Source organism: Nocardia transvalensis, assembly GCF_015477765.1.
Taxonomy (GTDB): domain Bacteria; phylum Actinomycetota; class Actinomycetes; order Mycobacteriales; family Mycobacteriaceae; genus Nocardia; species Nocardia transvalensis_A.
Map to the genome: position 1 here is coordinate 297507 of NZ_JADLQQ010000003.1, position 25116 is coordinate 322622.

Consider the following 25116-nt stretch of genomic DNA (forward strand, 5'->3'; position numbering starts at 1 on the left):
GGCTACTCCTGCGGCGGAACATCTTGTGTCGGTCGCGGTTCCGGTGGCTCGCCGGGTAGCGGCGGTTGCTCGTCGCCGAGGGTGTCTTGCTCGGCGCGGGCCCGCTTGGCGCGTTCGACCTTCTCGCGCGTCCAGCCGGGGATGTCCTCCCACAGCACTTCGTCGGGGATGCCGAGCATCTGGGCGAGTTTGCCGAGGGCATCGACGGTCTGCGCGTACGAGCGGGCGGTCTTGTCGCGCCAGACGACTTCGCTGGCGAAGTCCTGCGCCGAGTCGGCGTCTCCTGCGATGTGGGCGCACGCTCGCAGCATCTGCTCGTGCGATTCGCCGAGGCTGGTCTCGATCTCGTCGGCCTTGCGGTCTTTGCCAGCCTCCAGCCCCGCCAGGGTGGCCTCGCTGATGTTGCTGATCCCTTCGATGCCGAGGTTCTGGGCGGGCACCTGGCCGATCGCGGCCAGGTCCCGCACCGCGTCGCCCTTCGCCCCGGTGTAGTTCTTCAGGTCGGTGGCCTCGAACTGGCCTACCTTCACGTTCGGGTCCTTGAAAAACCAGGTGTCCGACACTGCCTGGCGCAGCCCCTCGGCTTGATCCTTGGGCATCCAGCCCATGACGTAGCGCTGCCGGAACGCCGAGTAGTACTGGGCGACCAGACCTTCGAACACGGTCTCGTCGATGCGTTCCTGGATGACCATGAGCGGCTCGATAATTCCGAACACCTCTTCCCCGTCGAGCAGCATCCGATCCTGGTAACGCACGATCGGGCACACACCGACGCCGTGCGTGCGGCCCTCGATGTACTCGAAGTTGCTGGCCCGCAGATACGCCGCATCGCGCCAGCCCAGTGCCGACTGCGGCACCGACTTCACGCCGATGAAGTGGACGTTCTGCTCGTCGTAGAGCCGGATCATCGGCCCCTTCATCTCCATGGCCACGATCGGCCAGTCGTCGTCGACCGGGCCGCCACCGCGCGGATCCCATTCCAGCGGCTCGCCATACAGCGCCGTCATCTGGCGAGGGCTCACCCCGCGCAGGTACACGCCATCGGCCGGGTCGGTAGAGCGCAGCGACGGCAGCACCGTCACATACGACACCCCGTACTGCAGCGCAGTCCGGTGCACGCCGGTCTGGCGGGCATCGAACTTGTTGCGCTGCCACCACTCCCACGGCGGCGCAGTGTCCTGCCCGTTGCCGGACAGATAATTGTCCACCTTCATGCTCTGGCTGAACGTGTCCAAGATCAGCGGCAGGAAATTCGTCTGCGCCTTGCGTGCCAGCCCGGCCAGCGGCGCCAGCGGGCCCTGGATCTGCGTGCTGGTCAGCCCGCGAATCTCCAAGCACCGCAACGCTTGCTCGGCGGTCCACGGACGCATGGCGGCGTCGATCTTGTCCAGCCGCTCGAGCTCGAACGGCCGCGGCCCGGACAGAATGTCCCGCACCGCGTCGACGGCCTGCGCCTTGTTCATTCCACCGCCTCACACGAACATCGCTTCGTAGGTCATCTCCTGCCGCGGCACCGACAACCACATCTGCCGCATCAACCGCGCACCCACCGACGCCACCGCAGCGTCAACCTTGCGCAGCGACTCACGGTGTTCCTTGCCGAGCCCGACACCGAACTTGTTCGGCCGGCGCTTCGCGTTGTAGACGTGCTGGGCGTGCAGCTTGTGCGCGTCGTGCCGGAACGCCTTGTCGGCGACATCGGTGGTGAACCGCTCGGCGGCCTCGGTGTGCAGCTTCAGCCACCGCGGATTGCGCATATCCCAGATCACCGGGTGCCGGAAATCGCCGGTCACCACTGCGGGCAACTGCCAGTCCTGGATCTGCGCCCAGTCGTCGCAGAACGGCTCCCAGAACCGTTCGCCGGTCTCGTCGTCGCGGGCATCGGACGGGTCGAACCAGAACCCGAGCACATCCCACACCGCGCACGCGTCCCGGACGCGGCGGTCGACGTCGGCGCGGTCGACGATCCACCGCTGCTTGCTGCTCCAGCCCGCAGGACGCTGCCAGATGCCGACGTAGAACAGATTGCCCGTGTCGAGGTGGCATCCGATCACCGCGGTCGCGTCGTCGGACTTCGACCCGTCGCCGAACAGGAACGCCCGCTCGCCGCAGGCCGGACGGCAGTCCGGATCCCCCAGCGCGTCCCACTGCTGCCGCGTCAGCCACGCATCCGCGGCCGCGAGCCGCTGGTTGTACCACTTGCGCCGGCTCTCCGACGGCGGGTTCGCGGTGTTGAGGATCGACTTGACGATGCGGCCGTTGGGGCGCGTGTCCAGCCAGTACGAGTCGCCCTTGATCGCCTCCAGCACCGCGGGCGCGGCCTCCGCCGTCAGCGGCGCCTCAGGCGGGGCCTCGAGCGAGTCGTACATCAGGCCGAAGTCCCTCGCCGTCGGGCTCTCGCCCACCGTGGAGTCGTAGGCGTCGCGCATCCGCTCGCCGACCGAGTCCTCCCCGTCGCGGCAGGCGTTGCAGATGTCGAGCATCCGCGCCGGGGCGTCGACCTCCGACTTGGCGGCGTTGCCCTCCAGCGCACCGGCCATATCGTGACCGCTGTTCGACGAGTTCCAGTTCTGCGTCTCGGCCCGGATCACCAGCGTCGGCCGACCGCCCTCCACCGTGAGCGGATTGCTCGTCACCGCCTCGATGTGGCGGGTGTCGCCGAGCCCCCACACATTGAGCTTCCCGATCTGGATGCCGTAGTGGTCACGTGTCTCCCGTGGCACCAGCCCGGGGAACAGCTTCATCGTGTTCTTGGTCTGTGCTTCGGCGACAGCGATGATCTGCACCCAGGCATTCGGCTCGTCGCGGCCGACCGGGCGGCCGCCCTCCCAGTGGTCGAACGTCACCTCGGCGAAGCACGCGGCCATCGCCAGACACGCGGCGATCGGGTCCTTACCCCAGCCCTTCAGCCGCTGCAGCACCGCGGAGTGGTAGAGGAAATCGCCGTGCTCGTCGATCGCGTAGAACCACAGCACGAACCGGGCCTGCTCCGGCGTGAACTGCCACGGCTGACCCTTCTTGTCCCGCAACCACTTCCCGCACCACGCCAACACCCGCCAGCCGAGCGTCAGCTCAGGCAGATGCCAGCCGGTGTTCGGATCCCACTGCCATGTCGGTCCCACCTTGACCGGTTCCCACTCCAGATCGACCGGCGGGACGGTGGTGGCGAGCTGATTCTCGTACCACGCGATGATCTCGGCGAACTCGGACTCGGGCGTCGAGATCAGCGCCGGGCCGGAATCACGCGCTACGGCCACGGGTCGCCCACCGGGCGTTCGCCGCGGCCCGGGCCTGCGTACTGCGGGCCTCCGAGGTGTCGTTCGCGTCCGGCAACTTCAGCTGCCGCAGCAGCGCCGCCAGCGTCGTACGATGCTGCCGCAGCTCGGGTACGAGCGGGTTGATCACCGGCTGCCCCTGCGAACCTGTGACGATCAGCTCCTCGGCCGGCATCTGCTCCTCAAGCCGCGCCAGCAGATCGGTTTCGCGGCACGCGGATTCGAGCACGCGCAGCTCATCGGCACGCAATTTGTACGCGCTGGTGACGTCCTTCCACAACTTCCGGCCGGACGCGTCCAGCCCCTTCGGTGCGGGTGTCGTCGCCATGGCGAACCTCCAGGGTCCTCGCCGCCACCTGGGCGGGCTGGCTGAAAACGTGGAAACGGCAACGGGATTGGCAGGCGTCCGGAAGACTGTTGGCCGTGCCGCGCCCCACACCAGCACTTGCCGCTGCCGTGATGGCTGCGTGTGCTGTAGCGGCTCAGGTTCTTGCAGATTTCGACGGCATGCCCACGCCGTTCCAGATCGAATGCTTGCTGCTGACGACGATCTTCGGCGGGTCTGCTGCGTGGCTTGCGGCCCGTTTGCCGAGCTCAGCATCGGGGTGTCACCAAAAAATCCGATAAGTTGACTTAGACCCAAGAATTCGGACGTCAAGGCAGATCTGGCAAGAACCTGGTTCTGGCAAAACCCGGGGAAGCCGCACGCATGATCCGGGGTGCTATGACACCCGCCAGCTGACCGTTCCCGATCCGGGGTCATCCCCCAGGGGATAGGCGGCCGGGATGCGGCTCGGCGGGGCGGTGTCTGCTGCGGCGCGCGATGCCTTGCGCCGCTTCGCTCTTGGTCTTTGCGGCGTGGCAGCTGTCACAGAGCACCCACAGGTTCTCGTCGTCGTTCGTGCCGCCACGAGCGACGTTGGTTTTGTGGTCGACCTGGTAGCCGGGCGCTCCGCAATTCTGACATGTGCGATTGTCGCGCAGGCGGATTCGTTCAGCCTGCGCGCGAGGGACACCGCGGTACCGGTCAGGAGCGCGCGACCACATGGTCGATAAACCAGCGAGCGAGCCTCGCTGCGCGTGTGTAGGGATCACACTCGGGTACACCGAGTGTCCGGTACAGGTCGAGTAGGTGTGCGGCCGTGAGGATGACGGCAACGGACCAGCCGATCGGATACCGGCGGTGCAGCCGACGCGCAGCGTCGGTGAGCTGCTGATCCTGCGCGGCCAAGCCGTCACAGACCACCCATGCCACAGTGAACGCGGCGAATGCCGCACCGCCGGTCACTCTCATGATCAGGCCAGCACACCGACGATCTCGGCTAGGGCCTTGATCACGATGACCGCGATCCTGCCGAAGACCAGCAGGGTGTCCATGTCGACGCTGCCCATGATGTTTCTCCTACTCGGTTGTGGCCGAATCGGTCTCGACCGGGAGTTGGGGTGCAGCGCGCAGCAACACCACCCGCGTGTGCTCGGACGGGTTTGTGGAGCCGCGGGGCGTGGCTCGTTGGGTGCGCTTGCCGGGCACAAATCCCGGTTTGACGCGCTGCACGGTTGTGGGTGCCGGGCCGGATTCGAACCGGCGACCTCCAGCGAATTGGGCTGGCGAGCTACCGCTGCTCTACCCGGCTACGTCGATGTGTTGCTGTGCAATCGCTCGGTTGCGATCTGGGCGTAGCCAGCGGTGGCCTCGATGCCGAGGAACTGCCGGCCTTCAACATAGGCGGCGACACCGGTAGTGCCGCTGCCTGCAAAGGGGTCGAGGATCCGGCCACCGGGCGGCACGGTGCGCACGAGGTGTTGCATGAGCTCGACGGGCTTGGCCGTGATGTGCTGGCGCTGTCTGCCTCTCGGGCTGGCGATGGTGTAGACGCCGGGAAGGCACGGCGGGCGATGGTCACTGGGCAGCTGGCCGTGCGAGGCCCACAGAATGTACTCGCACTCGTTGCGGAATCCGGCCTGCGGGCGTGCTGAGGTCTTGGCCCACACCACGATTCCGCGCCACCGCCAGCCCGCGCACTGCAGCGCATCGGACAGGGCGGGCAACTGCCGCCAATCGGTGAACACGAGCGCCTGCCCGCCGGGGCGGACGAGGCGAAGGACTTCAGTGAGCCAGAACGTGCACCACAGGGTGAACGACCGCTGGTCACGCTGATCGGGAAAGTCGGGCATCGCCCGCGCGGACGATCCTGAGTCGGTGTATTTCTCGTGCGCGGTGCGGCTGGTGCGGTCCGGGGTGCTCGTGCCGCCGCTGCAGTATGGCGGATCGGTGATCAGGGCATCGAACGATGCGGTGGGCAGATCTCGCATGGTGGCGAGCGCTTCGCCGCAGATGATTTCGCCGGTGAGTAACGAGGCGTTGTCGGACATGGGATGCTTCCTGTCGTGCAGGCCCCGCTCGACTGATCCGGGCATGAAAATGGAGTGGCCAGCTGATTGCCGATCCACTCCTTGCCCACTCTAAGCATCACTGGGGGGACAACAGATGTCAAGCCATCCGGCACGCCACATCCGCAGTCCGTCATCTGGAGGGCACCACGGTGAGCCGTGGTCGCTGTGCTGATCCAAGGGATGCGCCAGCGCCGTCTCCCGCATGTTGGGTGATGGTGAGCCCGAACAGGTACTCGGTCAGTCCGTCCGACGGCAGCCCGAATTCGGCGGCAATCTTCCGGATTGTGAACCCCTGGCCGCGGAGGGCTGCCAGGACCTTCCCCATTACCTGCGAAGACTCGTGGGCCAGCTTCGATCCCGGCTCAGCGGAACGGAATCCACGTTTGCTGAGTTCGACGAGCGCTGAGCGGTATGTCCAGTCAGTCATGAGCCCCAGGCTGTGTAGGCGCCCCGCCAAGGCCGTCGCCGAGACCCGCCAGCGCGATTTCGCCCGAATGATCTCCCGGACGCTCGGGTTATGCAGTCCAAGTGCCAGCACGTCTCGACGGGGCATGAGGAGAGCGGCGGCGAACTGATTCGCTGCTGTTTCGGCTTCCCGGCCGTGGGGAACCGCGTGCTCACCGTGTAGGCATAGATGCCCGAGTTCGTGGGCGGCATCGAATCGCAGGCGTTCAGCGGTCTTGCTGGTGTCGAGGAATACGAACGGGGTGCCGCGGTGGTAGAAGCTGAAGGCATCGACATCGCGGAAGTCGGAGGCGATGCTCATCACGCGGACGCCGTGCAGTTCCATCACGGGCAGCAACTGCTTGATCGGGCCTGTGCCGAGATCCCAGCGGGCGCGTAGCGTATCGGCGGCCAGCTCAGGATCCCAGTCGGTCAGCGCGGGAATGTTGTTGGCAGGCAAAGTGAATCGTCGTTCGACCCATTCCATGATCTCCACACCTTGCTTGCCAGCCGATATCGCACGGTCGCGCTCGCGTGCGGTCATCTTGCTCAGAGCGCGGAAGCTGACGCCGTCGACAGCTAACGGGTCGATCTCGTCGAGGCTGAAGAACTCCGGCAAAACACGGAGGGTGCGAGCGAGTTCGATTCGTCGTTCGAGGGAGGGCTCGTCATCCCCTGTTTCCCATCGTTGGACCGTCTTCTCGGCGACATCGAGCGCCGAGGCCAGGTGGGTGCGCGCCAACCCAGCTCGTCGTCGTGCGAAGACGAGCCGAGAGGGCACGAACCGTGTTGAAGCTGTCGTCATTTGGGAGGGACCGGGACATCTACATTGCCCTGGTCGTCGTCTTCGTCGTCGGGGCCGGGATCGATATCGACGGTGGGGGTCAGATCGAGCGGATCGAGAATGATGCGTTCCCGCCAGCCACGCGGATACTTGCTCTTGTCGAGATAGGTTGGCGCGCTAAGTTCTATACGAATCTCATCGGCGTCCGGGCGGTGCAGCAGATACCAGACATCCCATAGCCCCACAGCGGTATCCGAAGCCGGGAAGTCAGGGTCGATAGCATCGAACCCGTCGGCAACACACCGAGTCTTCGCCAACGCGCAGTGGCCCTTGGGCCACTTGGTTGTCAACTCGTCATCAGTTCCGGCCAGTCCCGTGAACTCGTTGCCGGCAGCGACAACGATTGCCAACCCGCGCTCGGGGTTGACAGTGCGGGCGACGCCGTCGTTCTGATCGATCTTCCAGTCGCGAGGGATCAGGAGTTCGCGCAGGAACGCGACAGCGGCCTGATGCATCCGTTGCCCCGGGGTACCCGGTGGGGACAGTGGGTTGGCGTTCTCGGCGTCGTGTACTGCAGGCCGGATGATGCGGTCGTGGACTTCCGCCTGGGTCAGGTTGAACCGCTGCAGCGGATTGGGCTGAGGTTGGGGAACATGTTTCCTGTACAGGACTGCCACGTCACCCGCCTTTCGTGTGTAGGACCCCGCTTAACGTCCAGAAAATTTACCACAGATGAGGTCGGAAATCCGGACATGACATGATCATGGTCGGTGTCCTCGCTGTAGATTACGGCACGCCGCCGATCAAGCCGATCACGTAACCGATCCTCCGCCCCTTCGCCGCCGCGCATGCTTTAAATGCGCGACCAGCACGTCACCTAGCCGGTAGAACTTCGTCACGCCGTCGACCGCCGCGGCGTGCAGCCCCTTCTTGGCGAGATACCGCACCCTGTCACGGTTGAGACCGATGCCGATGTCGCCGAGCCGGTGCGCGATCTTCTCCACTTGGTCGGCCGTCAGCACGGTGTTGTTCGCCGCCCGTAACCGTGCCTCGTCGATGAACACCTCGTCCTCGGGCGGCAGATCCACCACGCGCTGACATTCGTCGACCGTGGCCTTGATATCGCCGAGCGCGGTCTCGGCGCCGGGCGTCATGGCCAGCGCGTACACGTGCCGGTCCAGCCACCGCGCCGCACTGATCAGGTCATCGACCGCGGGAACGGCGACCGCACGCTGCTCGCACACCAGCCGCACCCAGCCGGACAGCTCATTGCGCAACTGCTCGGCCGCTTCGAACGCGCCCAGGTGCATCGGCAGCTGCGCGCCGACGCGACACGATCGGCGCGGTGCCGCCAGACCGACTTTGCTGACGTTTGCCTGGCGGGTCTCGGTGACCGCGAGATCCTCGGCAAGCGAAGGGATTCGGCTCAGCAGCTCGACCAATTGCTGAATCTCGGGCCGAGACAGGTACAGATGATCGGTGTCGGCTACAGCCACGGAATGCTCCAGTACAGCAACCCGTTTGCGGTGTCGAAGATGCGGCGCAGCAGCTTCCGCCACTTCGGGGCGTCCGGCGGCAGTGGCGGGTGGTACCCGAATGGTCCGACGGTCATCTCATGCCTCCTCGGGCCGGGTGCCGGTGGTGAGCGCGACGAAATCCCGGAGCGTCATGAGCACGTACTGCTCGCCGGGGTCGCTGACGCCACGCCGCTTGGCGACGATCGCAGCGGCGATAGCGTCGTCGTTGCCTCTCTCGACCTCGGCCTCGGTGAGCCACTGACCGGGTAACAGTCGGCCACCGTAGTCCTTGCATTCCAAGACGACTCGACGCCCGCCGGCGGTGCGTAGGCCGGATATGTCGCCGCGGTCCTTGGCACCGTTGCGGGTGCGACGTTCGATCCGGTCGTCGACCTCGACCGCCAGGTATCCGCAATGCGGGTTTCGAAGGCGGTGCCAGCTTTTCGGGCGCTCGCGCGCGAGCGGGTTCGGCGCGGTAGTTCGTTGGTGCGGTCACGCATTGGCGACCGCCTTGTCGTCGGCGATCTTGCGCACTAGGCGCATCACTTCGGCACGCCGGTCTTCGGACGCGGGCGGGGCGGGGAGGGCTGCGAGGTGGGCCTTTTCACGCTCGGCACGGTCGCGACGAAGCTCGCGGGCGTGGTGGATCAGGTGTTTGGGCATGGCGCGGTCGGCGGATTCGCAATAGTGCCGGGTAACGGCCTCGAGCAGATCAGCAAGCGCGAGATCGTAGCGAGTAAACGCCTCGGCCCAGCCGTGGGCGAGGGCGATGTCGGGCTTGGAGAATGTCGGATCGAAGGCGGCGCACTTGGCGAGTACCTGCGACGCTTCGGCGGGTGTGGTCATTGAATCGCTCTCTGCTCATGCGGGTTCGGGCCGAGGTGGCCAGCGGAGGGCGGACCGTGGTCGAGTTGTGCGCCGAGTTCGAGCCAGCCTCGGGCCTTGCTGGTGGCCGCGCCTTCGGCCGATGCGGTGGGGGACCGGGTGCGCACGCGCACCACCTCGGACACCAGCGACGGCAGCACGCCAGGGCCGAGTTTCGGCTTGTCCAGCCACAGCGAGAGGGCTTGCCGCACATCGGCCTCGGCGGTGCCGGTCTTCAGCAGGGCACCGGCGCGGATGGCGAGATCGGTGCGCACCGCGTGAGGGTGGTCGTCAGGGATCACTTGGCGGACGAGCTTCCAGCCGTGCCCGTCGACGGCGGGGCCGTGGGGCGTGGCGTCGTCGTCGCGCGGGTTGGTTTCGTAAGTGCCGTTAGGTAGGTGACCAGAGTTCTCTATCTCTATCTCTGAGTCTGGTTCGATTCCGTTGCCGTTTTGCTTCGGCGTTTGCTTCGCTTCGCCCGAAGCATTTGCTTCCCGGTAGGTTCCGGGTTTGCTTCGTGTTCGGCGGGTCTCGCCGGACTTCTGTCCGCCCTTGCGGCCCGCCTCGGCGCGAGCGGTGCGGCGCTGGTCGAGTTCGTCGGCGCTAGGTTGGTGTTCGAGCCAGTCGTGTACGACTGCGGCGTCGTCGTCGAGGTACACGAGTCCGGTGTCGATGAGTTCTTTGCGGGCCTTGGCCTTCCAGCGCCGTGTCCAGACCTGCAAGGGGATGCGACCGTCGTTGCGGCTGCGGCGGCACAGGCACCATGCCTCGACCAGAGCGCGGAAGGCGCTGTCGGACAGCGGTTCCACCTTCGGGTGTTCGGGCATCCCACTGTGCACCCGGACGAACTCGCGCGGATCCAGGGTGCGCGCCATCAGGCCACCTCGACCGTGCGCAGGGGCATCCCGGAGCGACATCCATAGGGCGAGCAGCCGTCCGGGTCGCCGTGCTCGGCCAATTCGTCAAAGATGTCGAGCTGTCGGTCGGCCCATTCGCGCCGGGTGACATGGTCGATCGGCGCGAGTTCCAGCGGCACACGGGCACGGTGCAAGAACGCCTCTCCGTCGAGCTGCGCAGCACCGGTGCGGGTGCCGCCCTTGCGGATCCGCCGGTCGAAATCGACGACGTCGGCCCATTCATCGGGGTAGTGGTCGCGCATCTCGCGCCATTGACGATTCCCGTGATATGGGCATCCGATACACGCGGACTTGGCGACCGCACCCCATCCGGCCGCGCGCAGCCAGCGCTCGCAGTCCTTGCGGGACATACCGAGCTCAAGCAGCGGATACCGCTTGCGGGTGTAGCGGTTCTCAGGGCGATCGTTGACACGGTGCACCTCGTCGGTCGAGAACCCGATCCACTGTTCGGCGACCCGACCGCGCGGCACCGTGCGGTAGCCGGGCGGAGTCGCGCCGAGCAGCATCCGCACGGCACGGTTGATCGGTTTGAGCTTGTACTCGTAGGTGCATTGCCGCCGCCCCATGCCTTCGCGCTCGGCGCGGGTCGCGGGCCGTGGGTCGCTGTAGCCGACGATTACCGGGTGCCCGTGGTTGTCGTGCTCGGTGATCTCGTCGCGGACCATCGTGCCCTCGGGGGCGAGGGTGTAGTACGGGATGGACACGAACCGCGCGTTCGGGTCGAGGGTGTCGGCGCGAAGGTTGCCCTTGCTCACTCGGTAGAGGGGAATTCCGGCGCGGGCGAGTTCGGCGGCGAGTCGGTCGAGATGCTCGTACACCCGGCGCGGCTCCCACCCCGTATCGGCGAAGATTGCGCCGTCGACGCGCATCGAATCGCCGTTCGGCAGGACTTCGCCGCGGCAGGCCATGAGTGCCAGCGTGGTTGATTGGACACCGGCGCCCAGACTTAGAAGTTGCAGCCGCGCATCGAGTTTGGTCGAGGCTAGCTCGCCTGTTCGGAGCATCAACCGCCCTCCAAGCCGTTGAGGTCCAACATCGGCGTTGCGACGCTGCGGGCGGTGCGGCAATCGACACACAGCCGATCGCGGGGCACTTCGATGTCGGGGTGGAATGGTCGGCGGCACTCCCGGCAGTCCATGAGGACGACCGGGCCGTGCTTGCCGACCTTGTAGCGGTGCGGGATCGGCCGCCGGAGTTGGCGCCCGGGCGGCCTCTCTTGGCCGTGGCTCCCGGGCCACGGCCCGATCAGGACCTCGCTCATGCGCCCCCGCCAGGAGCAGGGTCGCCGAGTTCGGGGAGTGCGCGTTGTCCGGTCTGGTCGCCCTCAGCCGCGGGTGGGTCTCCCCCGTCGGTCTTGCGTCGGCGGCCTGTCTTCGTGATCTCTTCGGCGGTTACGTGCTTGGGTGGTGCGGGGGCGAATTCATCGTCGACGGCGACCTCGCCGCGTTTGATGGACTGGAAGATGGTCGACAGCTGGCCGACGTCGTGACCGGTCCAGTCGTTCGAGGCGCGGCCGATCTTGTCCTCAAGCTGTGCGACGGTGACGCCGACGGACTCGAATGCCTTGATGGCGTTAGCGATTCGCTGTGTGAGCGGTTGGCCGCCGCCGTCCTCGAGGGTCTGGTCGCAGTTGGCTTTCGCCTCCTCGACGAACCAGGACGGCAGTACCGCGTAGATCTGCTCGCGCAGACGGCGGGCACCGGCGTTGGCGTTGTTCTCGTAGATGTCGCGGGTTTCGGTGAGCTTCTTCGCGCCAGCTTTGGTGTCGCGGACGTGCGGCACGATGAACGTCGTCGATGCCCGGGCGTTGGTTTGCATATCCCAGGCGTGGGCGAGCATTTCCGACTCGCCCTTGGTGTCGTCACGGCGCAGCTCCTTGAGCCCGTAGTCGATGTTGCCCCAGCAACGCGCGAGCTCCTTCGCAAGATGGATCGATGCGCCGGTGACCTGTTCACCGCCGCGGCGATAGCGGTAATACGCCTTCTCGGCGACCGCCATTTGCGCGGTGGCGTCGCGCATCTCCTCGACCGCGGCGGCCTTGTTCCTCGGACGCTGCTGGGCGACCAGCACGGCGGCGTGGACCTCAGCCACGGCGCGGGACTGCTCGACCGCGGTCGCCTGACTCACCTCCGCGCGGGCGGTCGGGGCGGCAGCGAGCGGCTGGTAACGGGCGGGGGCGCTCACGGGCGGTTCTCCTCTTGGTAGTAGGCCCAGTTCGGCAGGCCGACCAGGTGCACGTCGGTGCCCCAGCCGGGCCAGGTGTCGGTTTCCACGCAGCGCGCATAGGTGTCGATGGCGCGGCGGTTACGGGAGTGGCCGTAGGCGAGCGCGTCGGTGTCCAACTCGACCACCGACACCAGATGCGGCGGCCTTTTACTGACGACGATGAACACGAACGCCGGATCGGGGTCCAGGCCGAGAGTGATGGCCACCTGCCGGTACCAGTCGGCTTGCTCGGCGTAGCCGTAGCGGGCGGCCGACGCCGAAAACGTTGCGGGGCATGCGGTGTCGGCGCTTTTGAGGTCGACCATGATCAGGCGTGTGGCCGTGTTTTCGGGCAACCAGTCCGGACGGGCCCGCAGCATCACCCCTGTGGCGTGGTCGCGGCAATACAGCGACAGCTCGGCCGTGCCGCCCTCGAGCAGCACCGCAGCCAACTCGTTGCCGCGCACGGCGTCGGCCATTGCCGTGACCGTGGCGTACTGCTTGGTCAACAGCGGTGTCCGTCCGGTCTGCCACGCCTGGATCTGCTGGCGCTGGGCGTCCTTGCTGCGCCACGAGTCCGCGTCGACCACCATGATTTCCGGGCCGTCGCCGAGAGTCAGGGTGTGGAACGCGGTGCCGATATCGAAGTGGTCGGCCGAATCGGTGCGCGGGTTGTCGCGCTCATACCGAAATTGCGCTGGGCAGGTCTCTAGCAGCCGCCGCACACCGGACGAGGACAGCGACGCCGTATCGGCGTGATAGACGGTGTTCGGGATACCCGCGTACACACCGGGCTCCGTCGGCGCGACCGGCTCAGCCGCGTTGCGGCAGTGGGGGCAGATCTCACGGTCGAGATCCGATACAGAGCAGATGTCGTTCACACCGCCCCCGTTCGCGGGTTGCTGAATCCCCACCGGAACAGGCTGCGCTCGGTCACCCCATAGGCGTCCATCAGCCAGGCCAGGGCGCGAGTATGGCTGTATCCCAGAATTGTTCGCGCGAACTCGTACTCCTCGTGGGCGATATCGGCCGGGGTGACGGCCTTACGCCGCTTCACCTTCCGACCCGCCACCACGACCAGACGAGACCGGCCCTCACCGACAGGTTCGGCCACCTGGGCCAACCACCCGCCGTCCCCGGACGGGAACGCCGCGGCATGCATGCCGGGGGCGAGCGTGCCGACCGTCGTGCGGATCTCTCCGCGAACGATCACCTGTACCGATCCGGTCATCGGTCCTCACCCCCGTACCGGTGTCCGTGGAATGCGGTCTCCCAGATCCAGGCCGGGTACGAATTCACCTCGCCATACAGGTGGTGCGGAACCTTCACCGGGTCGATTCCGTGTTCCTTGGCGATCATGCTCGCTTGGCGTCCGACCTTGTTCAGGAACTGTGTCGAGGTGTTGCCGATGCCGTTGAGCCGCGCGTACCCGAGCGCGGAATACCAGTCGTGGCGGCCCTCGATCGCGTCGAGTCGAGCCTCGGTGTTGGCGGCGATGGCCTTGGCCTCCTCCGCGGTGCGGTGCACGGACTCGAGCTGGTCGATCTGTGCACGCAAGACGTCGAAGGTGGACAACACCGCAGACGACCCGGTCGGGGCGGTCTCGGCCACGCGGGTCTGGATCGCGAAGTACGCCTGCGCCGCAGCAACTTCCGGCTTGTTCGGGTCGCCGTTCATGGCGACCAGATAGGCGGCGAACCGCGACAGCTCGAAATCCACAGCCGGTTTGGTCTCCGACATTCTCTGGGATCGCAGAAAATTGCTGGTCACGTCGTGGTTTTGATTCTCGGCCGCTTTCATCGCCCGCCGCAGGGGCACCAGGAAGTTCTCCCAGCGGGCATAGCCCATCAACGGCATCAACTCCCGCGCCGACCAGTACTCGGCCCCGTCGGGACGGGAGCGCTTGATCGAATCGAACGGTGACCCTTCGGCCGCCGGGATCAGATCTGTGCTCATCGGGTCACCGCCACGGCGGCATAACCCAGGCGGGCAAGGATGGCTTGGACACGGTCGGCGAACTCGGCCTGCCCAGCCCAGCGCAGGTCCTCCTCCAAGCGAGCCAGACCAGCCGCGACTGTGAGGTCTGCGGCGTGTGCGTGATTTTCCGACAGGATGGGGTGCATACCCATTCGCTACGATTCCTCTCGTCATCGCGAAATGCGCTCGCCGAGCCGCGAACTCGGTCGAGCGCGCTGAGCTAACGGTTTGGCAGGACGTCCGGCACGGGGTCATCTCCACCCGTGCCGGGCGTCGAGGTCCCCTGTTCGGTGCCAGGCGACGACTCGAGCGGAGTCAGCGACAACGAGATCTGCGCCGCTTCCTCGGCGATGGACACCAGACGGAACAGGTCGACCGCGCCGCCGCTGAATGCCGCGTGAATGCACAGGGTCACGAGGCGGTCGGCCACGGTCGCCAACTGGTTTCGGGCATCGGCCCGGGGGTCGCGAGTGGTGGCAGGGTTCATGCCGCGCTCGCTTTCCGCCGGTGGACCGTGGCGAGCAGGTCAGCGTGGCCTCGTTTTCGAGCTTGCGCTGGCGGCGGTGCCGTTCGGCCTCGCCGATGATGCGCTCCATCTCGCGGGCGCTGGTGAAACCGAAGGCGCTGGCAATCAGTTCGGCCTCGGCGGGGGTGACAGGTGCGCCGTTCTTGTATTGGCACGGGATGCGGTGGCCGCCGGTGGCTTTGGTCGGCATTCATTCTCCTGTTCGGCGGTGGTGGGGCGCGTCCCGGAGAGCTGGGTGTGAGGGGGTCACCCGGCGGTCCCTCTCCGGGACGCGGGCCCTCGGTGCGGTGTCGGCGCACACCGCACCGAGGGAGGTCTCAGTGGGTGCGGCGGCGTTCGAGGCGTCGGCGGCTGGCAGGGGTGAGTCCGGTGGAGTCGGTCGTGACCGGTCGGCTCGGGCCGGTCGCCATGTACTCGACGAGGGCGGCCATGTCGCTGAGTGTCATGCGCCACTCGCGGCCCGCGCGGCGGCCAGGGATCTGTCGAGCGTTGAGCCGTCGCCGGAGCCAGTCTTCGGACGGAACACCGGTCTTCTCGACCACAAAGGCCAAGGGAAAAGTCTCGACCTCGTCCGGTGTCATGGCCTCGCTCATACCGGGGTCCTCGCGGTGCCGGGAACGATCGGTCGCGTCGCGAGATTGGTCACGCCACCCCCTACCCCACCACTAAGGTCAGATTGACCATAATTACTGGTCGATTCAGGTAAAAAAAGATCTTCGACCGATACCTGCAAACGTCGAGCGATGCGTGCGGCAGGCTCGTCACCGAGACCGTCCACCTCACCTCGGAGCAGTCGGCCGATGTAGGAATGTGCCCTGTAGCCCGCCGCCTGAGCGAGGTCGCGCTGGGATACCTCCTCGATCGCCATGAGCCGCGCCAGTTTCTTCCGGTCTTTGAGGATCATCGCCACCTCTCGGTCCACCCGGGTCCGACCCCGGGTACTCGGCCAAGCTATCAATACATGGCCAGTATGTCCAGAAAAAATGGTCTTCCAGTTATCATCTGGTGTCCAGTCGTCTTACCAACCCTCTCGCGGTTGTGAGACCTACCAGGGGAAAGAGTTGGGAAAACGTGCGATAGTTAGGTGTCCTGCGATGGAGAGGAACACCACAATCGTGGTGTCCTCGCCCGCAGGCTCGTGCCAACAGAGCAGAGGGGAAACTCGTGGCATCACGTGAACAGACCCATCTCGGCGCGCTGATCGAGCAGCAGAAGAAGATCAACGGTCTGTCCGATGCACAGGTCGTCCAGCGTGCGGTAGAGCGTGGGGAGAAACTCGGGAAGTCCAACCTCGGCCGAGTCGCCACCGGCGACAACCCGGCGCTGAGCCGGGCGACGATCTTCGGCTTGGCTGCCGGACTCGGCGTCACTCCGGCAACTGTGGTCAGAGCGGTGGTGGCCGACATGGGGATCATCCTCGCCGAAGCCGAGGCCGACTCCGAGACGGCCATCCGGACCGATCCGACGCTGTCGGAGGACAACCGCCGGATCCTGTTGGCCATGCTCAGAGAGATGCGTCTCGGTCGCACCCGCGGCCCCGATGCCGTCCCTGTGGTCGAGTCCGGGAAGGCTTATCGCAGCCCGCACCCGTTGCGTCGCGAGCGCGAGCACTCACCACACCGGTCTTGACAAGACCGGTCATCGGGTGATCGTCGGGAAGCACCGAGAAGACCCAGCACCTCCACACGCTACCGGCGTAGTGCCAGCCATCCTTCCTCCGCGGCGGCGTCCACACCGCGGCTTCGGCCAGGCCGACCAGCTCGGCCTCCTGCTCGATCGTCAGACCCCACCGCGGTGAGGCGACGATACCGGTACGGCGCACGGCCACGGTGCCGATCTCGGCGACGGCATTGCCCGCCGCATCCAGGTCGTAGTCGACCGCACCGAACGGGGGGTCGATGACGATGCCGAGCGCCGCCAGTTCCTCTTTCGTGGCGACCAGGCGGGCCGTCCCGTAACCGGGCATACCCGCCAGCAGCGCACCATCCGTCATCGTGGGAGTCCTCCCCTTGTAGCGGTCCAACCGCGGCAACCCACCGGGCCGCCGCCACGCCGACCAGCCCCACCTAAAGCACTACAAGAAAAACAACAACTCAATCGATTTCAGACGATGATTTTCAGGCTTATCGGCGCAGGCTCAGTGTAGGGGATGAGACCGACGCGCTCGGGCACCCTAGGAGCGCGTCCACCACATGACTTCCGGGTAAGTTTACTGGCCGCACCGAACTCGTGTGGATGGTCGGGTAAAGTCCATTTCCCAACGCCTACTACAGGGCGACGTAGACACTGATAGGGTATCTACCTGGGGAATCTCCGGAACACCGGTCCGAGTCTTTCATTTCGAAACAGGCAAGTTCACCTATCACGTACCGATAACGACAAGGATCTCACAAAGCCAACCGATCTATCCCCAGATCGCTCGTGGTTATCCACAGATATCGGCGGACATTTCCACAGGGAACCCACCCCGAGATCCGGCAAAATATTTGCCATGCTATTGCCATGACTGTGACGAGCGTCACTGCAATAAGTGGACGATGGGCGTGTCGCGCCCTCCACGACCAATGTCATGCGGCTCTATCCGCACCCCGGAAGGCCCGCGATCGTCGAGAACGTAGCCGTGCCGCCCGCCCGCGGGCACCTGTCGCGTGGCTGCTCATCGGTAACGGCCGGACGGTGCTCCACCGGTCGAGCGACCACTGAATGACCGCGCGCACCGCGGCCAGTTCGTCATGGTGACGCGTCTGCGCTGTTTCCAGCGCAGCGCGCAGCTTCTCGGCGGCGTCGACCGCGGCATCACGCTCGGCCTCGGCCTGATCACGCTCGGCGTGCACCGTGCTGATCTCGGCGTCGGCCACCGCCGCCACCCGGGCGACCTCCTGCTCGCAGTCCGCGCGCATCCGTGACACGGCCTCGACCGCCGCGTCACGGGTCGCGATCGCCTCCTCGGCCGCCTCGAGCGCGACTCGCTGCAGCTCGAGGGCCTCGTCACGCGCGCGGCGAGCCTGCAATGCGTCATGCTCGGCGGCGGCCTGCGCGGCGCGGGCTTGGTCGACGCGCGCGGCGGCCTCGCGCTGGACCTGCTCCAGCTCGAGCGCGACCAGTTGCGGGTCGACCAGGTCGGCGGCCAGCTGCTCGGTGTCGGCCAGCTCGGCGAGCAGCTCGGCCTTGAGCTCCTCGATCCGGGCGAGCGCGCCGACGAGGCTCTGCGCGCGCTCGGTGACCGGGCGCTGCGGACCGGTGTCGGCCGCCGCCGTAGCGGCCCGGTCCCGGTAGCGCCGATCGGCCCGTAACCGGTTGACCGCGTTGTGTTTCGGGTCGTCACAGTACGTGCGGGGGCGGCCGGGTCCGGATCGCTGCGCGACGGTCCGGCCGCAGACCTTGTCGGGTCCGGTCGGGAAGGGGCAGAGTCCGGAAACGCTGGTGGTGGTCATAGGATTTGGTTTCGTTTCACGACGGCAAGGAAATGTAATCGCTGGCTCAGGCGGCGATCGGATCGCCGGCCTCGTAGTGGGCGACGTGGTCGACCGCGGCGTCGTAGGAGGTGAAGACCTGGGATTGGACCTCGCCGTGGGGGTCCATCCAGATCGCCTCGAATCCCCCGGCCACCGCGGTGATTTCGCCGAGCCGCCCGGTGCGGGCGAGCCGCCGACGGCGCACGAGCTCGAGATCGACGACCTCGCTGCGCAGGCGCGGCAGGCGGTTGGCCACGGTTTGCGCGGCGGCGGCGCTGGCGGTCTGGCCGATGTGCCCGTAGCGCTTGTCGGTGGTGTTGATGCTCTCGTGGCCCGCGTCCCGGGAGACGACCCAGATCGGCACCCCGTCCTGCAGGCGCCAGGAAATCCCGGTGTGCCGCAACGTGTACGGGGTGATCCGCTTGGCCAGCAGCCGCGCAATCACCGGCGCGTACCGGGCGAGCAGCACCTCCGGCGCCTCGCCTTCCCAATGCGCACGGCGGGAGAACGGCCCGAAATCGCCCGCAGCCAGAGCCCGTAGCCGCTTGAGAGCGGGCACGAAACACTTCTTGTACCAATAGGTCACGGTGATCGGGCCGCCGGTACTGGTGGTGAACAGCAGCTCCTCCGGGCGGCGCCCTGCCAGGGGCAGGCGGGCGACGGTCTCGAGGGGCACGTAGGCGGTGCGGACGCCGCGGCGGGTCTTGGGCTTGCCGAGCTTGGTCCTGCCGTTGGCGTACTTGTATGCCTTGGTGATCGACACCGCCCCGGTGGCGGGGTCGATGTCGCCGACGGTGAGCGCGGCGATCTCCGACGGCCGCGCCATCGACAGCACGCACAGTTCCAGTTGCGGACGCCAGCGCGGGGCGACGAGCGCCTCGAGCAGTTCGTACTCGTCCTCGTCCAGCCAGTCCAGCTCGGGTCCGTCCACGGGCGGCAGGCGGGTGTCGGCGCACGGGTTGTATGGGATCAGCGGTTCGGGCCGCTGGCGGGCCGCCGCCGCGCACGCGGCCGAGAGAAACCCGTGCTTGTTCGCGATCGTTTTGGCACCGTTGCCGACCTCCTGTTCGAGCCACACCACCCACGCGGCGTCCATGTCCTGGGAGAACGCGTCGATCGGCAGGTACTCGGTGAAGTAGGGCGCGATGTCGCGGTCGATGAACCGGTGGTAGCGCTGCCGCGTCGCCTCTTCGATGCCGGTCAGCCGGTCGGCGTAGCGGCGGCACCACCCGACCAGGGTCACGACCTCGACCGTTGCGAGGAGCTGGGCGGCGAGGATCCGCTCGGCCTCGACGGCGCCGAACTGATGCAGCAGATTCGCCCATCGGACCGCCGCGACGGGGTCGTCGAAACTCTTCGAGGTCTCCACGATGTCCCCGTCGCGCGGGATGCGGTAGCGGATCTGGTAGTAGATCGACCCGTCCGCGCGGCGGCGCGGCCGCGGAGTCGGCGGCTTGCGAGTACGGCACCGGCGGGAACGGGAAGCGACAAGAGCGGGCATGCCCCGACAGCCTTTCGTCGGGCGCCGAATCCCCTCAGATTCGTGATGTGGACCGCTCTGTGGACGCAGACCTGGTCAAGATCACCGATCTTGCCGTTGACCTGCGCCGACAGTTGTGGAGCGTAGGGGAATCGAACCCCTAACCCCTGCCTTGCAAAGGCAGTGCTCTGCCAATTGAGCTAACGCCCCGCGGCCGCAGCGTGCGGCGCCGTGAAACGGTACCGCCTGCCCTCGGCCATGGTCAAAACACGAGACAGTATACCGAACGTATGTTCGGCCCCTACTCGTGAGGTCATGCGACCGCGGGTCCGTTTTCGGCATGGTGTGGATATGGATGTTGTGCGTGACTACGCCTTGCTGGCGCTGCGAATCGACCGGCTCGTGGCCGAAAGCCCCAGTGGGAATTGGATACTGGATTATCGGGGGCCCGAACGGTACCGCGCGGAGGTCGTCGCCGAGCCGTTGCCGAATCCGGCACAGCTGATCGCCGCCGCCGAGGAGCTCGCGGCCGCCGTCGACGACGTCGCGCTGGCCGAACAGATCGGCGCTCTGCACACCATGGCCCGGCTGTTGGCCGGAGAACGGCTGTCGCTGCGGGACCAGGTGCGCGGCATGCTCGGAATCGAGGTCGACTGGATTCCCGACGCGGCATTCGACGAGGCATATGAGCTGCTCGATCGAGGTCTGCCGCAGACCGGGGGCACGCTCGCCGAACGGATGGAAGCCTGGCGCACGAGTCACACCCTCCCGACCGGAGACACCGCGCGACTGGCCGAACTGGTGCTGCACACGGTCGACGAAAGCCGCAGGCGCAGCGAGGAATTTCTGCCATTGCCCGAGAAGATCGATATCACCTGCGAATTCGCGCCCGGCCCGTTCCGCGGTCTGTATCGCGGCGGTCCGAACGGAACCGTCTTCGTGGATCCGCAGCTGCCGTTCAACCTGGCCGACCTGTGCTACGTCGTCACCCACGAAGCCTTTCCCGGCCATATCTGCGAGTTCATGATGAAACAGGACCGGCTGGCCGACCGGCCGGACATTCAGGTCCGCGTGATGCCCTCGCCCGCCTTCGTCGTATCCGAAGGAATCGGGCTGCACGCCGAGCACCTGATCTTCCCCGGCGACCAGGCCCAACGGTGGCTCGTCGACACCGTCGACGAACTCCAGCCCGACTCGAGCGATTACGCCGCGATCCATCACGCCGAGAACATGCTGTTCGGCGCGTACTGCAATGCGGCCTTCCTGGTCGCGGACGGAGCGCCATGGCCGCACGTCCGAGACTATCTGGGGAGGACCGCACTGCTGCCCGACCTCGAATTGGCATTCCTGGAAGGCTTTTTCGACGATCCGTTCCTACGGCCCTACATCTTCGCCTACTACCACGGCTGGCGTCTGCTGCAACCACGCGCGTCCGACCGGACCTTCATGCGCAAGGTGCTCACCGAGCAGATTGCGGTGTCATCACTGTGAGTGAGAAGGAAAAGTGTGGGCCTAGGAGGACTTGAACCTCCGACCTCTTCGTTATCAGCGAAGCGCTCTAACCGCCTGAGCTATAGGCCCTCATCCGCTCGGGAGTATCACCCGAACCGAGGCACGAGATTACCGTACCCCACCCCGGATAACCAAAACGGCCGGTCCCAGCCCTGCGGGCGGGAACCGACCGTGAGTGGCCGACGGGAACCGGCCGGGCTCGGCCTCAGTCCGGGTCGGCCAGGGTGACCTGGATACCACCGACCAGATCGGTGCACTGGTTGTAGATGAACACACCGACCGTGGACAGGGCGGTGAGCAACACCACATTGATGAGGCCGATCACGGCGGCATAGCCGAACACCGAGCCGGCATCGATCAGCGCCGTCGAGGTCGAGCCGTTGTCGGACACCATGTCGGTGAAGGTGCTGTTGAGCCGGTCCCACACACCCATGCCGGACAGCACGATGTAGAGGAAGCCGACGGCCAGCATCCACACGAAGAACATGGCCACGCTGATCACCAGCGACACCTTCAGCGTCGACCAGGGGTCGATGTGGCGGACCTGCACGGTGGCCCGCAGCGGCTCGCCCGTGGTGACCGACTGCGCGACCGCCACCTGAGCGGCGGGTGAGACCTGCTGCGGACCGGCGGCCTCGGTCGGCGGCAGCGGATGCCGCAGCTCCGACAGATCGGGCATGTCCTTGACCAGCTCCGGCCGGGCGATGCTGCGGGTGGGCCCGTCGATGCCGACGGACTTCACCATCGCGGCCTCCTTGCGGGCCGCCTTCGCCGCCAGGTCGGTGGTGGTGCGGGCATTGGTCACCCCGGTGTTGAGGCCGACCGGATTGACCGGCGGGCGGCCCGGCACCGGCGCCTGACCCGGGCGGTTCAGGTTGGACTGCGGCTCCCGCTGCGGCAGCTGCGACCACCCGTCCTCGAACCGCGAGGCACCCTGCCCCTCGCCGCCCGCCTCGGCGGGCTCCGGCGCCGAATCCGCCGGAGCCTCCTGCCCCTTGGGATCGCCTGGCTTGTCGGACATTTCGGGCGCCTTGCCCGATCCGTTCTCACCCGACGCCCCGGGCCGCGGAATGGGCCGCGGCGGAATCGGGGACGGCGCGATCCGCTCGGTCACACCGTTGGCGTGGTGCCGCTCGTCATTCGGCTGGTTCGGAGTGGTCAATTGGGGATCCTTCAATCCGTCGTGCCGCCGCTGCCTGTGGAGAAATTACTGCTTCTCGGAACCGCTGGTGTCGTCTTCGCCGGAAACCTGATCGGGCTCATCGGCGTTCCGTGCGATCGCAAGCAAAGTATCGCCCTCGCCGAGGTTCATCAATCGCACGCCCTTGGTCTGCCGACCCGCCTTGCGCACCTGATTTGCCGCCGTCCGGATGACACCGCCGCCGGAGGTGATGGCGTACAGCTCATCGTCGTCGTCGACGATCAGCGCGCCCACCAGACTGCCACGTTTCACGTCGTACTGGATAGTCAATACGCCTTTACCGCCGCGGCCCTGCGCGGTGTACTCCTCGATCGCGGTCCGCTTGGCGTAGCCGCCGGCGGTCGCGACCAGCAGATAGGTGTTGTCCCGCACCACATTGAGCGACAGCAGCTCGTCGTCGGTGTTGAACCGCATGCCCTGAACGCCCGAGGTGGCGCGGCCCATGGGACGCAGCACCTCGTCGTTGGCGGCGAAGCGGATCGACTGCCCGTGCGCCGACACCAGCAGCAGGTCGTCGTCGGCCGAACACAGTGCGGCGCCGACCAATTCGTCACCATCGCGCAGATTCACCGCGACGATGCCGCCGGAGCGGTTGGAGTCGAAATCGGTCAGCCTGGACTTCTTCACCAGGCCGTTCTTGGTGGCCAGCACCAGATAGGGAGCGTCGTTGTAGGTCTTGATCTGGATGACCTGGGCGATCTTCTCATCCGGCTGGAACGCCAGCAGGTTGGCGACGTGCTGGCCGCGCGCGGTGCGGTTGGCCTCGGGCAGTTCGTAGGCCTTGACCCGGTACACCCGGCCGAGGTTGGTGAAGAACAGCAGCCAGTCGTGGGTCGAGGTGATGAAGAAGTGCTTGACCAGGTCGTCCTGCTTGAGACCCGCGCCCTGCACGCCCTTGCCGCCGCGCTTCTGGCTGCGGTACAGGTCGGTCTTGGTGCGCTTGGCGTAGCCGGTCTCGGTGATGGTGACCACCACGTCCTCGCGGGCGATCAGATCCTCGTCGCTGACGTCGCCGTCCGCGGCAATGATCTTGGTACGCCGGTCGTCACCGTGCTTGTCGACGATCTCGGCCAGCTCGTCGCGTACGATCGCGCGCTGCCGCTCCGGCTTCTCCAGGATGTCCTTGTAGTCGGCGATCTCGAGCTCGATCTTGGCCAACTCGTCGACGATCTTCTGCCGTTCCAGGGCGGACAGGCGGCGCAGCTGCATGTCCAGAATCGCGGTCGCCTGGATCTCGTCGATCTCGAGCAGCTGCATCAGGCCGGTGCGCGCGGTCTCGGTATCGGCCGAACGCCGGATCAGGGCGATGACCTCGTCGAGCGCGTCCAGCGCCTTGACCAGACCACGCAGGATGTGGGCGCGTTCCTCGGCCTTGCGCAACCGGTAGCGGGTGCGCCGGACGATGACATCCAACTGGTGTGTGACGTAGAGCCGGATCATCTGGTCCAGCCGCAGCGTGCGCGGCACGCCGTCGACGATGGACAGCATGTTGGCGCCGAAGCTGGTCTGCAGCTGGGTGTGCTTGTACAGGTTGTTCAGCACGACCTTGGCGATCGCGTCCCGCTTGATGGTGATGACGATGCGCAGGCCCGCGCGGTCGGAGGATTCGTCGTGGATGTCGGCGACGCCCGCGATCTTGCCGTCCTTGACCTGCTCGGCAATCGAATTGATGAAGTTGTCGGTGTTGACCTGGTAGGGCAGCTCGGTGATGACGATCGTGGTGCGACCGCGGTTGTCCTCCTCGATCTCCACCACACCGCGCATGCGGATCGCGCCGCGACCGGTCCGGTAGGCATCCTGGATGCCCTGGGTGCCGACGATCAGGCCGTGCGTCGGGAAGTCCGGTCCTTTGATCCGCTCCATGCATGCCTCGAGGGTGGTCTCCTCATCGGCATCGTGATTCTCGAGCGCCCAGAAGATCGCCTCGGCCACCTCGCGCAGGTTGTGCGGCGGGATATTGGTGGCCATGCCGACGGCGATACCGCCGGAGCCGTTCATCAACAGCTGCGGGACACGGCTGGGGAGAACCACCGGCTCCTGCGAGCGGCCGTCGTAGTTCGCCTGGAAATCGACTGTCTCCTCGTCGATTTCGCGCAACATCTCCATCGCCAGCGGCGTGAGGCGGCACTCCGTGTACCGCATGGCCGCCGGGCCGTCGTTGCCGCGAGATCCGAAGTTGCCCTGGGGATCGATGAGGGGATAGCGCAACGACCACGGCTGCGCCATGCGGACCAGGGTGTCGTAGATCGCCGCGTCGCCGTGCGGGTGGTAGTTACCCATGGTCTCGGCGACCGGGCGGGCCGACTTCACATAACCGCGATCGGGCCGATACCCGTTGTCGTACATCGCATACAGGATCCGGCGATGCACGGGCTTGAGGCCGTCGCGCACCTCGGGCAGCGCGCGACCCACGATCACGCTCATCGCGTAATCGATGTAGCTGTTCTGCATCTCGTGCTGGATGTCGACCGGCTCGATGCGGTCGCCACCGTTGGGCGGCAGGGTGGTCTCGGTCATGTAGTCGTCTCCGTGGGAAGTCTTGTCAGGTGATCCTCGGTGGGGCGG

General features: G+C 66.4%; 30 protein-coding genes and 3 tRNA genes. 2 read left to right on the forward strand and 31 right to left on the reverse strand.

Going from position 1 to position 25116, the window contains the following annotated elements:
• Positions 1-2 precede the first annotated feature (2 nt).
• From IU452_RS09440 to IU452_RS09540, 22 genes are all read right to left on the reverse strand, one after another.
• Positions 3-1463: a phage portal protein gene (locus tag IU452_RS09440; RefSeq protein WP_195108573.1), complete on the reverse strand. Its 1461-nt coding sequence runs from the start codon at positions 1461-1463 to the stop codon at positions 3-5.
• A gap of 9 nt (positions 1464-1472) precedes the next feature.
• Positions 1473-3257: a terminase gene (locus IU452_RS09445; RefSeq protein WP_195108574.1), complete on the reverse strand. Its 1785-nt coding sequence runs from the start codon at positions 3255-3257 to the stop codon at positions 1473-1475.
• Entirely contained in the window at positions 3241-3603 is a 363-nt protein-coding gene (locus tag IU452_RS09450; RefSeq protein WP_195108575.1) for a hypothetical protein, read from the reverse strand. Before IU452_RS09450 ends, IU452_RS09445 begins: the two co-directional genes overlap by 17 nt.
• A gap of 431 nt (positions 3604-4034) precedes the next feature.
• Complete coding sequence (locus IU452_RS39465) at positions 4035-4322, reverse strand: HNH endonuclease signature motif containing protein (RefSeq protein ID WP_195108576.1); 288 nt, start codon at positions 4320-4322, stop codon at positions 4035-4037.
• On the reverse strand, positions 4303-4569 hold the full coding sequence (locus IU452_RS09460) for a DUF7427 family protein (RefSeq protein WP_195108577.1): 267 nt from the start codon (positions 4567-4569) through the stop codon (positions 4303-4305). The genes IU452_RS39465 and IU452_RS09460 overlap by 20 nt, the downstream gene beginning before the upstream one ends.
• 266 nt (positions 4570-4835) lie before the next feature.
• A tRNA-Ile gene (locus IU452_RS09465) sits at positions 4836-4910 on the reverse strand.
• Positions 4908-5648 carry a DNA-methyltransferase gene (locus tag IU452_RS09470; protein ID WP_195108578.1) on the reverse strand — a complete coding sequence of 247 codons (741 nt, stop codon included), beginning with the start codon at positions 5646-5648 and terminating at the stop codon, positions 4908-4910. Before IU452_RS09470 ends, IU452_RS09465 begins: the two co-directional genes overlap by 3 nt.
• Positions 5649-5799: 151 nt before the next feature.
• Positions 5800-6918 (reverse strand): XRE family transcriptional regulator, encoded by a 1119-nt coding sequence (locus IU452_RS09475; RefSeq protein WP_267467515.1) that lies wholly within the window; start codon positions 6916-6918, stop codon positions 5800-5802.
• Positions 6915-7574 (reverse strand): hypothetical protein, encoded by a 660-nt coding sequence (locus tag IU452_RS09480; RefSeq protein ID WP_195108580.1) that lies wholly within the window; start codon positions 7572-7574, stop codon positions 6915-6917. Before IU452_RS09480 ends, IU452_RS09475 begins: the two co-directional genes overlap by 4 nt.
• Positions 7575-7709: 135 nt before the next feature.
• Positions 7710-8393, reverse strand: a complete 684-nt coding sequence (locus tag IU452_RS38060; protein ID WP_324192522.1) for a hypothetical protein — start codon at positions 8391-8393, stop codon at positions 7710-7712.
• Complete coding sequence (locus tag IU452_RS38850) at positions 8384-8509, reverse strand: hypothetical protein (RefSeq protein WP_267467516.1); 126 nt, start codon at positions 8507-8509, stop codon at positions 8384-8386. The genes IU452_RS38060 and IU452_RS38850 overlap by 10 nt, the downstream gene beginning before the upstream one ends.
• A gap of 1 nt (position 8510) precedes the next feature.
• Positions 8511-8714 (reverse strand): hypothetical protein, encoded by a 204-nt coding sequence (locus IU452_RS39155; RefSeq protein ID WP_324192523.1) that lies wholly within the window; start codon positions 8712-8714, stop codon positions 8511-8513.
• Between the two features lie 192 nt (positions 8715-8906).
• Entirely contained in the window at positions 8907-9260 is a 354-nt protein-coding gene (locus tag IU452_RS09495) for a hypothetical protein (RefSeq protein WP_195108581.1), read from the reverse strand.
• Positions 9257-10153: a hypothetical protein gene (locus tag IU452_RS09500; protein ID WP_195108582.1), complete on the reverse strand. Its 897-nt coding sequence runs from the start codon at positions 10151-10153 to the stop codon at positions 9257-9259. Before IU452_RS09500 ends, IU452_RS09495 begins: the two co-directional genes overlap by 4 nt.
• Positions 10153-11199, reverse strand: a complete 1047-nt coding sequence (locus IU452_RS09505) for a hypothetical protein (protein ID WP_195108583.1) — start codon at positions 11197-11199, stop codon at positions 10153-10155. The genes IU452_RS09500 and IU452_RS09505 overlap by 1 nt, the downstream gene beginning before the upstream one ends.
• Positions 11199-11456 carry a hypothetical protein gene (locus IU452_RS09510; protein ID WP_195108584.1) on the reverse strand — a complete coding sequence of 86 codons (258 nt, stop codon included), beginning with the start codon at positions 11454-11456 and terminating at the stop codon, positions 11199-11201. The genes IU452_RS09505 and IU452_RS09510 overlap by 1 nt, the downstream gene beginning before the upstream one ends.
• The gene (locus IU452_RS09515) at positions 11453-12379 is read right to left on the reverse strand and encodes a hypothetical protein (protein WP_195108585.1); all 927 of its coding nucleotides are present in this window, start codon (positions 12377-12379) and stop codon (positions 11453-11455) included. Before IU452_RS09515 ends, IU452_RS09510 begins: the two co-directional genes overlap by 4 nt.
• The gene (locus IU452_RS09520; RefSeq protein ID WP_195108586.1) at positions 12376-13188 is read right to left on the reverse strand and encodes a PD-(D/E)XK nuclease-like domain-containing protein; all 813 of its coding nucleotides are present in this window, start codon (positions 13186-13188) and stop codon (positions 12376-12378) included. The genes IU452_RS09515 and IU452_RS09520 overlap by 4 nt, the downstream gene beginning before the upstream one ends.
• Before the next feature lie 89 nt (positions 13189-13277).
• A complete protein-coding gene (locus IU452_RS09525; RefSeq protein WP_195108587.1) occupies positions 13278-13631 on the reverse strand; it encodes a hypothetical protein in 354 nt (117 codons plus the stop codon).
• On the reverse strand, positions 13628-14356 hold the full coding sequence (locus IU452_RS09530; RefSeq protein ID WP_195108588.1) for a hypothetical protein: 729 nt from the start codon (positions 14354-14356) through the stop codon (positions 13628-13630). Before IU452_RS09530 ends, IU452_RS09525 begins: the two co-directional genes overlap by 4 nt.
• On the reverse strand, positions 14353-14529 hold the full coding sequence (locus IU452_RS09535; RefSeq protein ID WP_195108589.1) for a hypothetical protein: 177 nt from the start codon (positions 14527-14529) through the stop codon (positions 14353-14355). Before IU452_RS09535 ends, IU452_RS09530 begins: the two co-directional genes overlap by 4 nt.
• Positions 14530-14597: 68 nt before the next feature.
• A complete protein-coding gene (locus IU452_RS09540; protein WP_195108590.1) occupies positions 14598-14864 on the reverse strand; it encodes a hypothetical protein in 267 nt (88 codons plus the stop codon).
• Between IU452_RS09540 and IU452_RS09545 the strand changes: the two genes are divergently transcribed.
• Entirely contained in the window at positions 14863-15144 is a 282-nt protein-coding gene (locus IU452_RS09545) for a hypothetical protein (protein WP_195108591.1), read from the forward strand. The genes IU452_RS09540 and IU452_RS09545 overlap by 2 nt on opposite strands.
• A gap of 76 nt (positions 15145-15220) precedes the next feature.
• Here the strand turns inward: IU452_RS09545 and IU452_RS09550 are convergent, their stop codons facing one another.
• The 6 genes from IU452_RS09550 to IU452_RS09575 form a co-directional block, all read right to left on the reverse strand.
• On the reverse strand, positions 15221-15496 hold the full coding sequence (locus IU452_RS09550) for a hypothetical protein (RefSeq protein WP_195108592.1): 276 nt from the start codon (positions 15494-15496) through the stop codon (positions 15221-15223).
• Entirely contained in the window at positions 15493-15807 is a 315-nt protein-coding gene (locus IU452_RS09555; protein ID WP_195108593.1) for a helix-turn-helix domain-containing protein, read from the reverse strand. The genes IU452_RS09550 and IU452_RS09555 overlap by 4 nt, the downstream gene beginning before the upstream one ends.
• Before the next feature lie 600 nt (positions 15808-16407).
• Positions 16408-16896, reverse strand: a complete 489-nt coding sequence (locus tag IU452_RS09560; protein ID WP_195108594.1) for a hypothetical protein — start codon at positions 16894-16896, stop codon at positions 16408-16410.
• 574 nt (positions 16897-17470) lie between these two features.
• Positions 17471-18337, reverse strand: coding sequence for a hypothetical protein (locus IU452_RS09565; RefSeq protein WP_195108595.1), 867 nt, complete (start codon positions 18335-18337; stop codon positions 17471-17473).
• A 46-nt stretch (positions 18338-18383) separates the two neighbouring features.
• Positions 18384-19859, reverse strand: coding sequence for a tyrosine-type recombinase/integrase (locus IU452_RS09570; RefSeq protein ID WP_195108596.1), 1476 nt, complete (start codon positions 19857-19859; stop codon positions 18384-18386).
• A 116-nt stretch (positions 19860-19975) separates the two neighbouring features.
• Positions 19976-20048 (reverse strand) — tRNA-Ala (locus IU452_RS09575).
• Between the two features lie 141 nt (positions 20049-20189).
• Between IU452_RS09575 and IU452_RS09580 the strand changes: the two genes are divergently transcribed.
• The gene (locus IU452_RS09580; RefSeq protein ID WP_195108597.1) at positions 20190-21329 is read left to right on the forward strand and encodes a hypothetical protein; all 1140 of its coding nucleotides are present in this window, start codon (positions 20190-20192) and stop codon (positions 21327-21329) included.
• A gap of 16 nt (positions 21330-21345) precedes the next feature.
• On the opposite strand, the gene IU452_RS09585 is transcribed toward IU452_RS09580, so the two are convergent.
• The 3 genes from IU452_RS09585 to gyrA all read right to left on the reverse strand — a co-directional run bounded on the left by IU452_RS09585 (position 21346) and on the right by gyrA (position 25068).
• Positions 21346-21419: transfer RNA gene (locus tag IU452_RS09585), tRNA-Ile, on the reverse strand.
• A gap of 136 nt (positions 21420-21555) precedes the next feature.
• Positions 21556-22512, reverse strand: coding sequence for a DUF3566 domain-containing protein (locus IU452_RS09590; RefSeq protein ID WP_195108598.1), 957 nt, complete (start codon positions 22510-22512; stop codon positions 21556-21558).
• A gap of 45 nt (positions 22513-22557) precedes the next feature.
• Positions 22558-25068, reverse strand: a complete 2511-nt coding sequence (gene gyrA / locus IU452_RS09595) for a DNA gyrase subunit A (RefSeq protein ID WP_195108599.1) — start codon at positions 25066-25068, stop codon at positions 22558-22560.
• Positions 25069-25116: the final 48 nt, after the last annotated feature.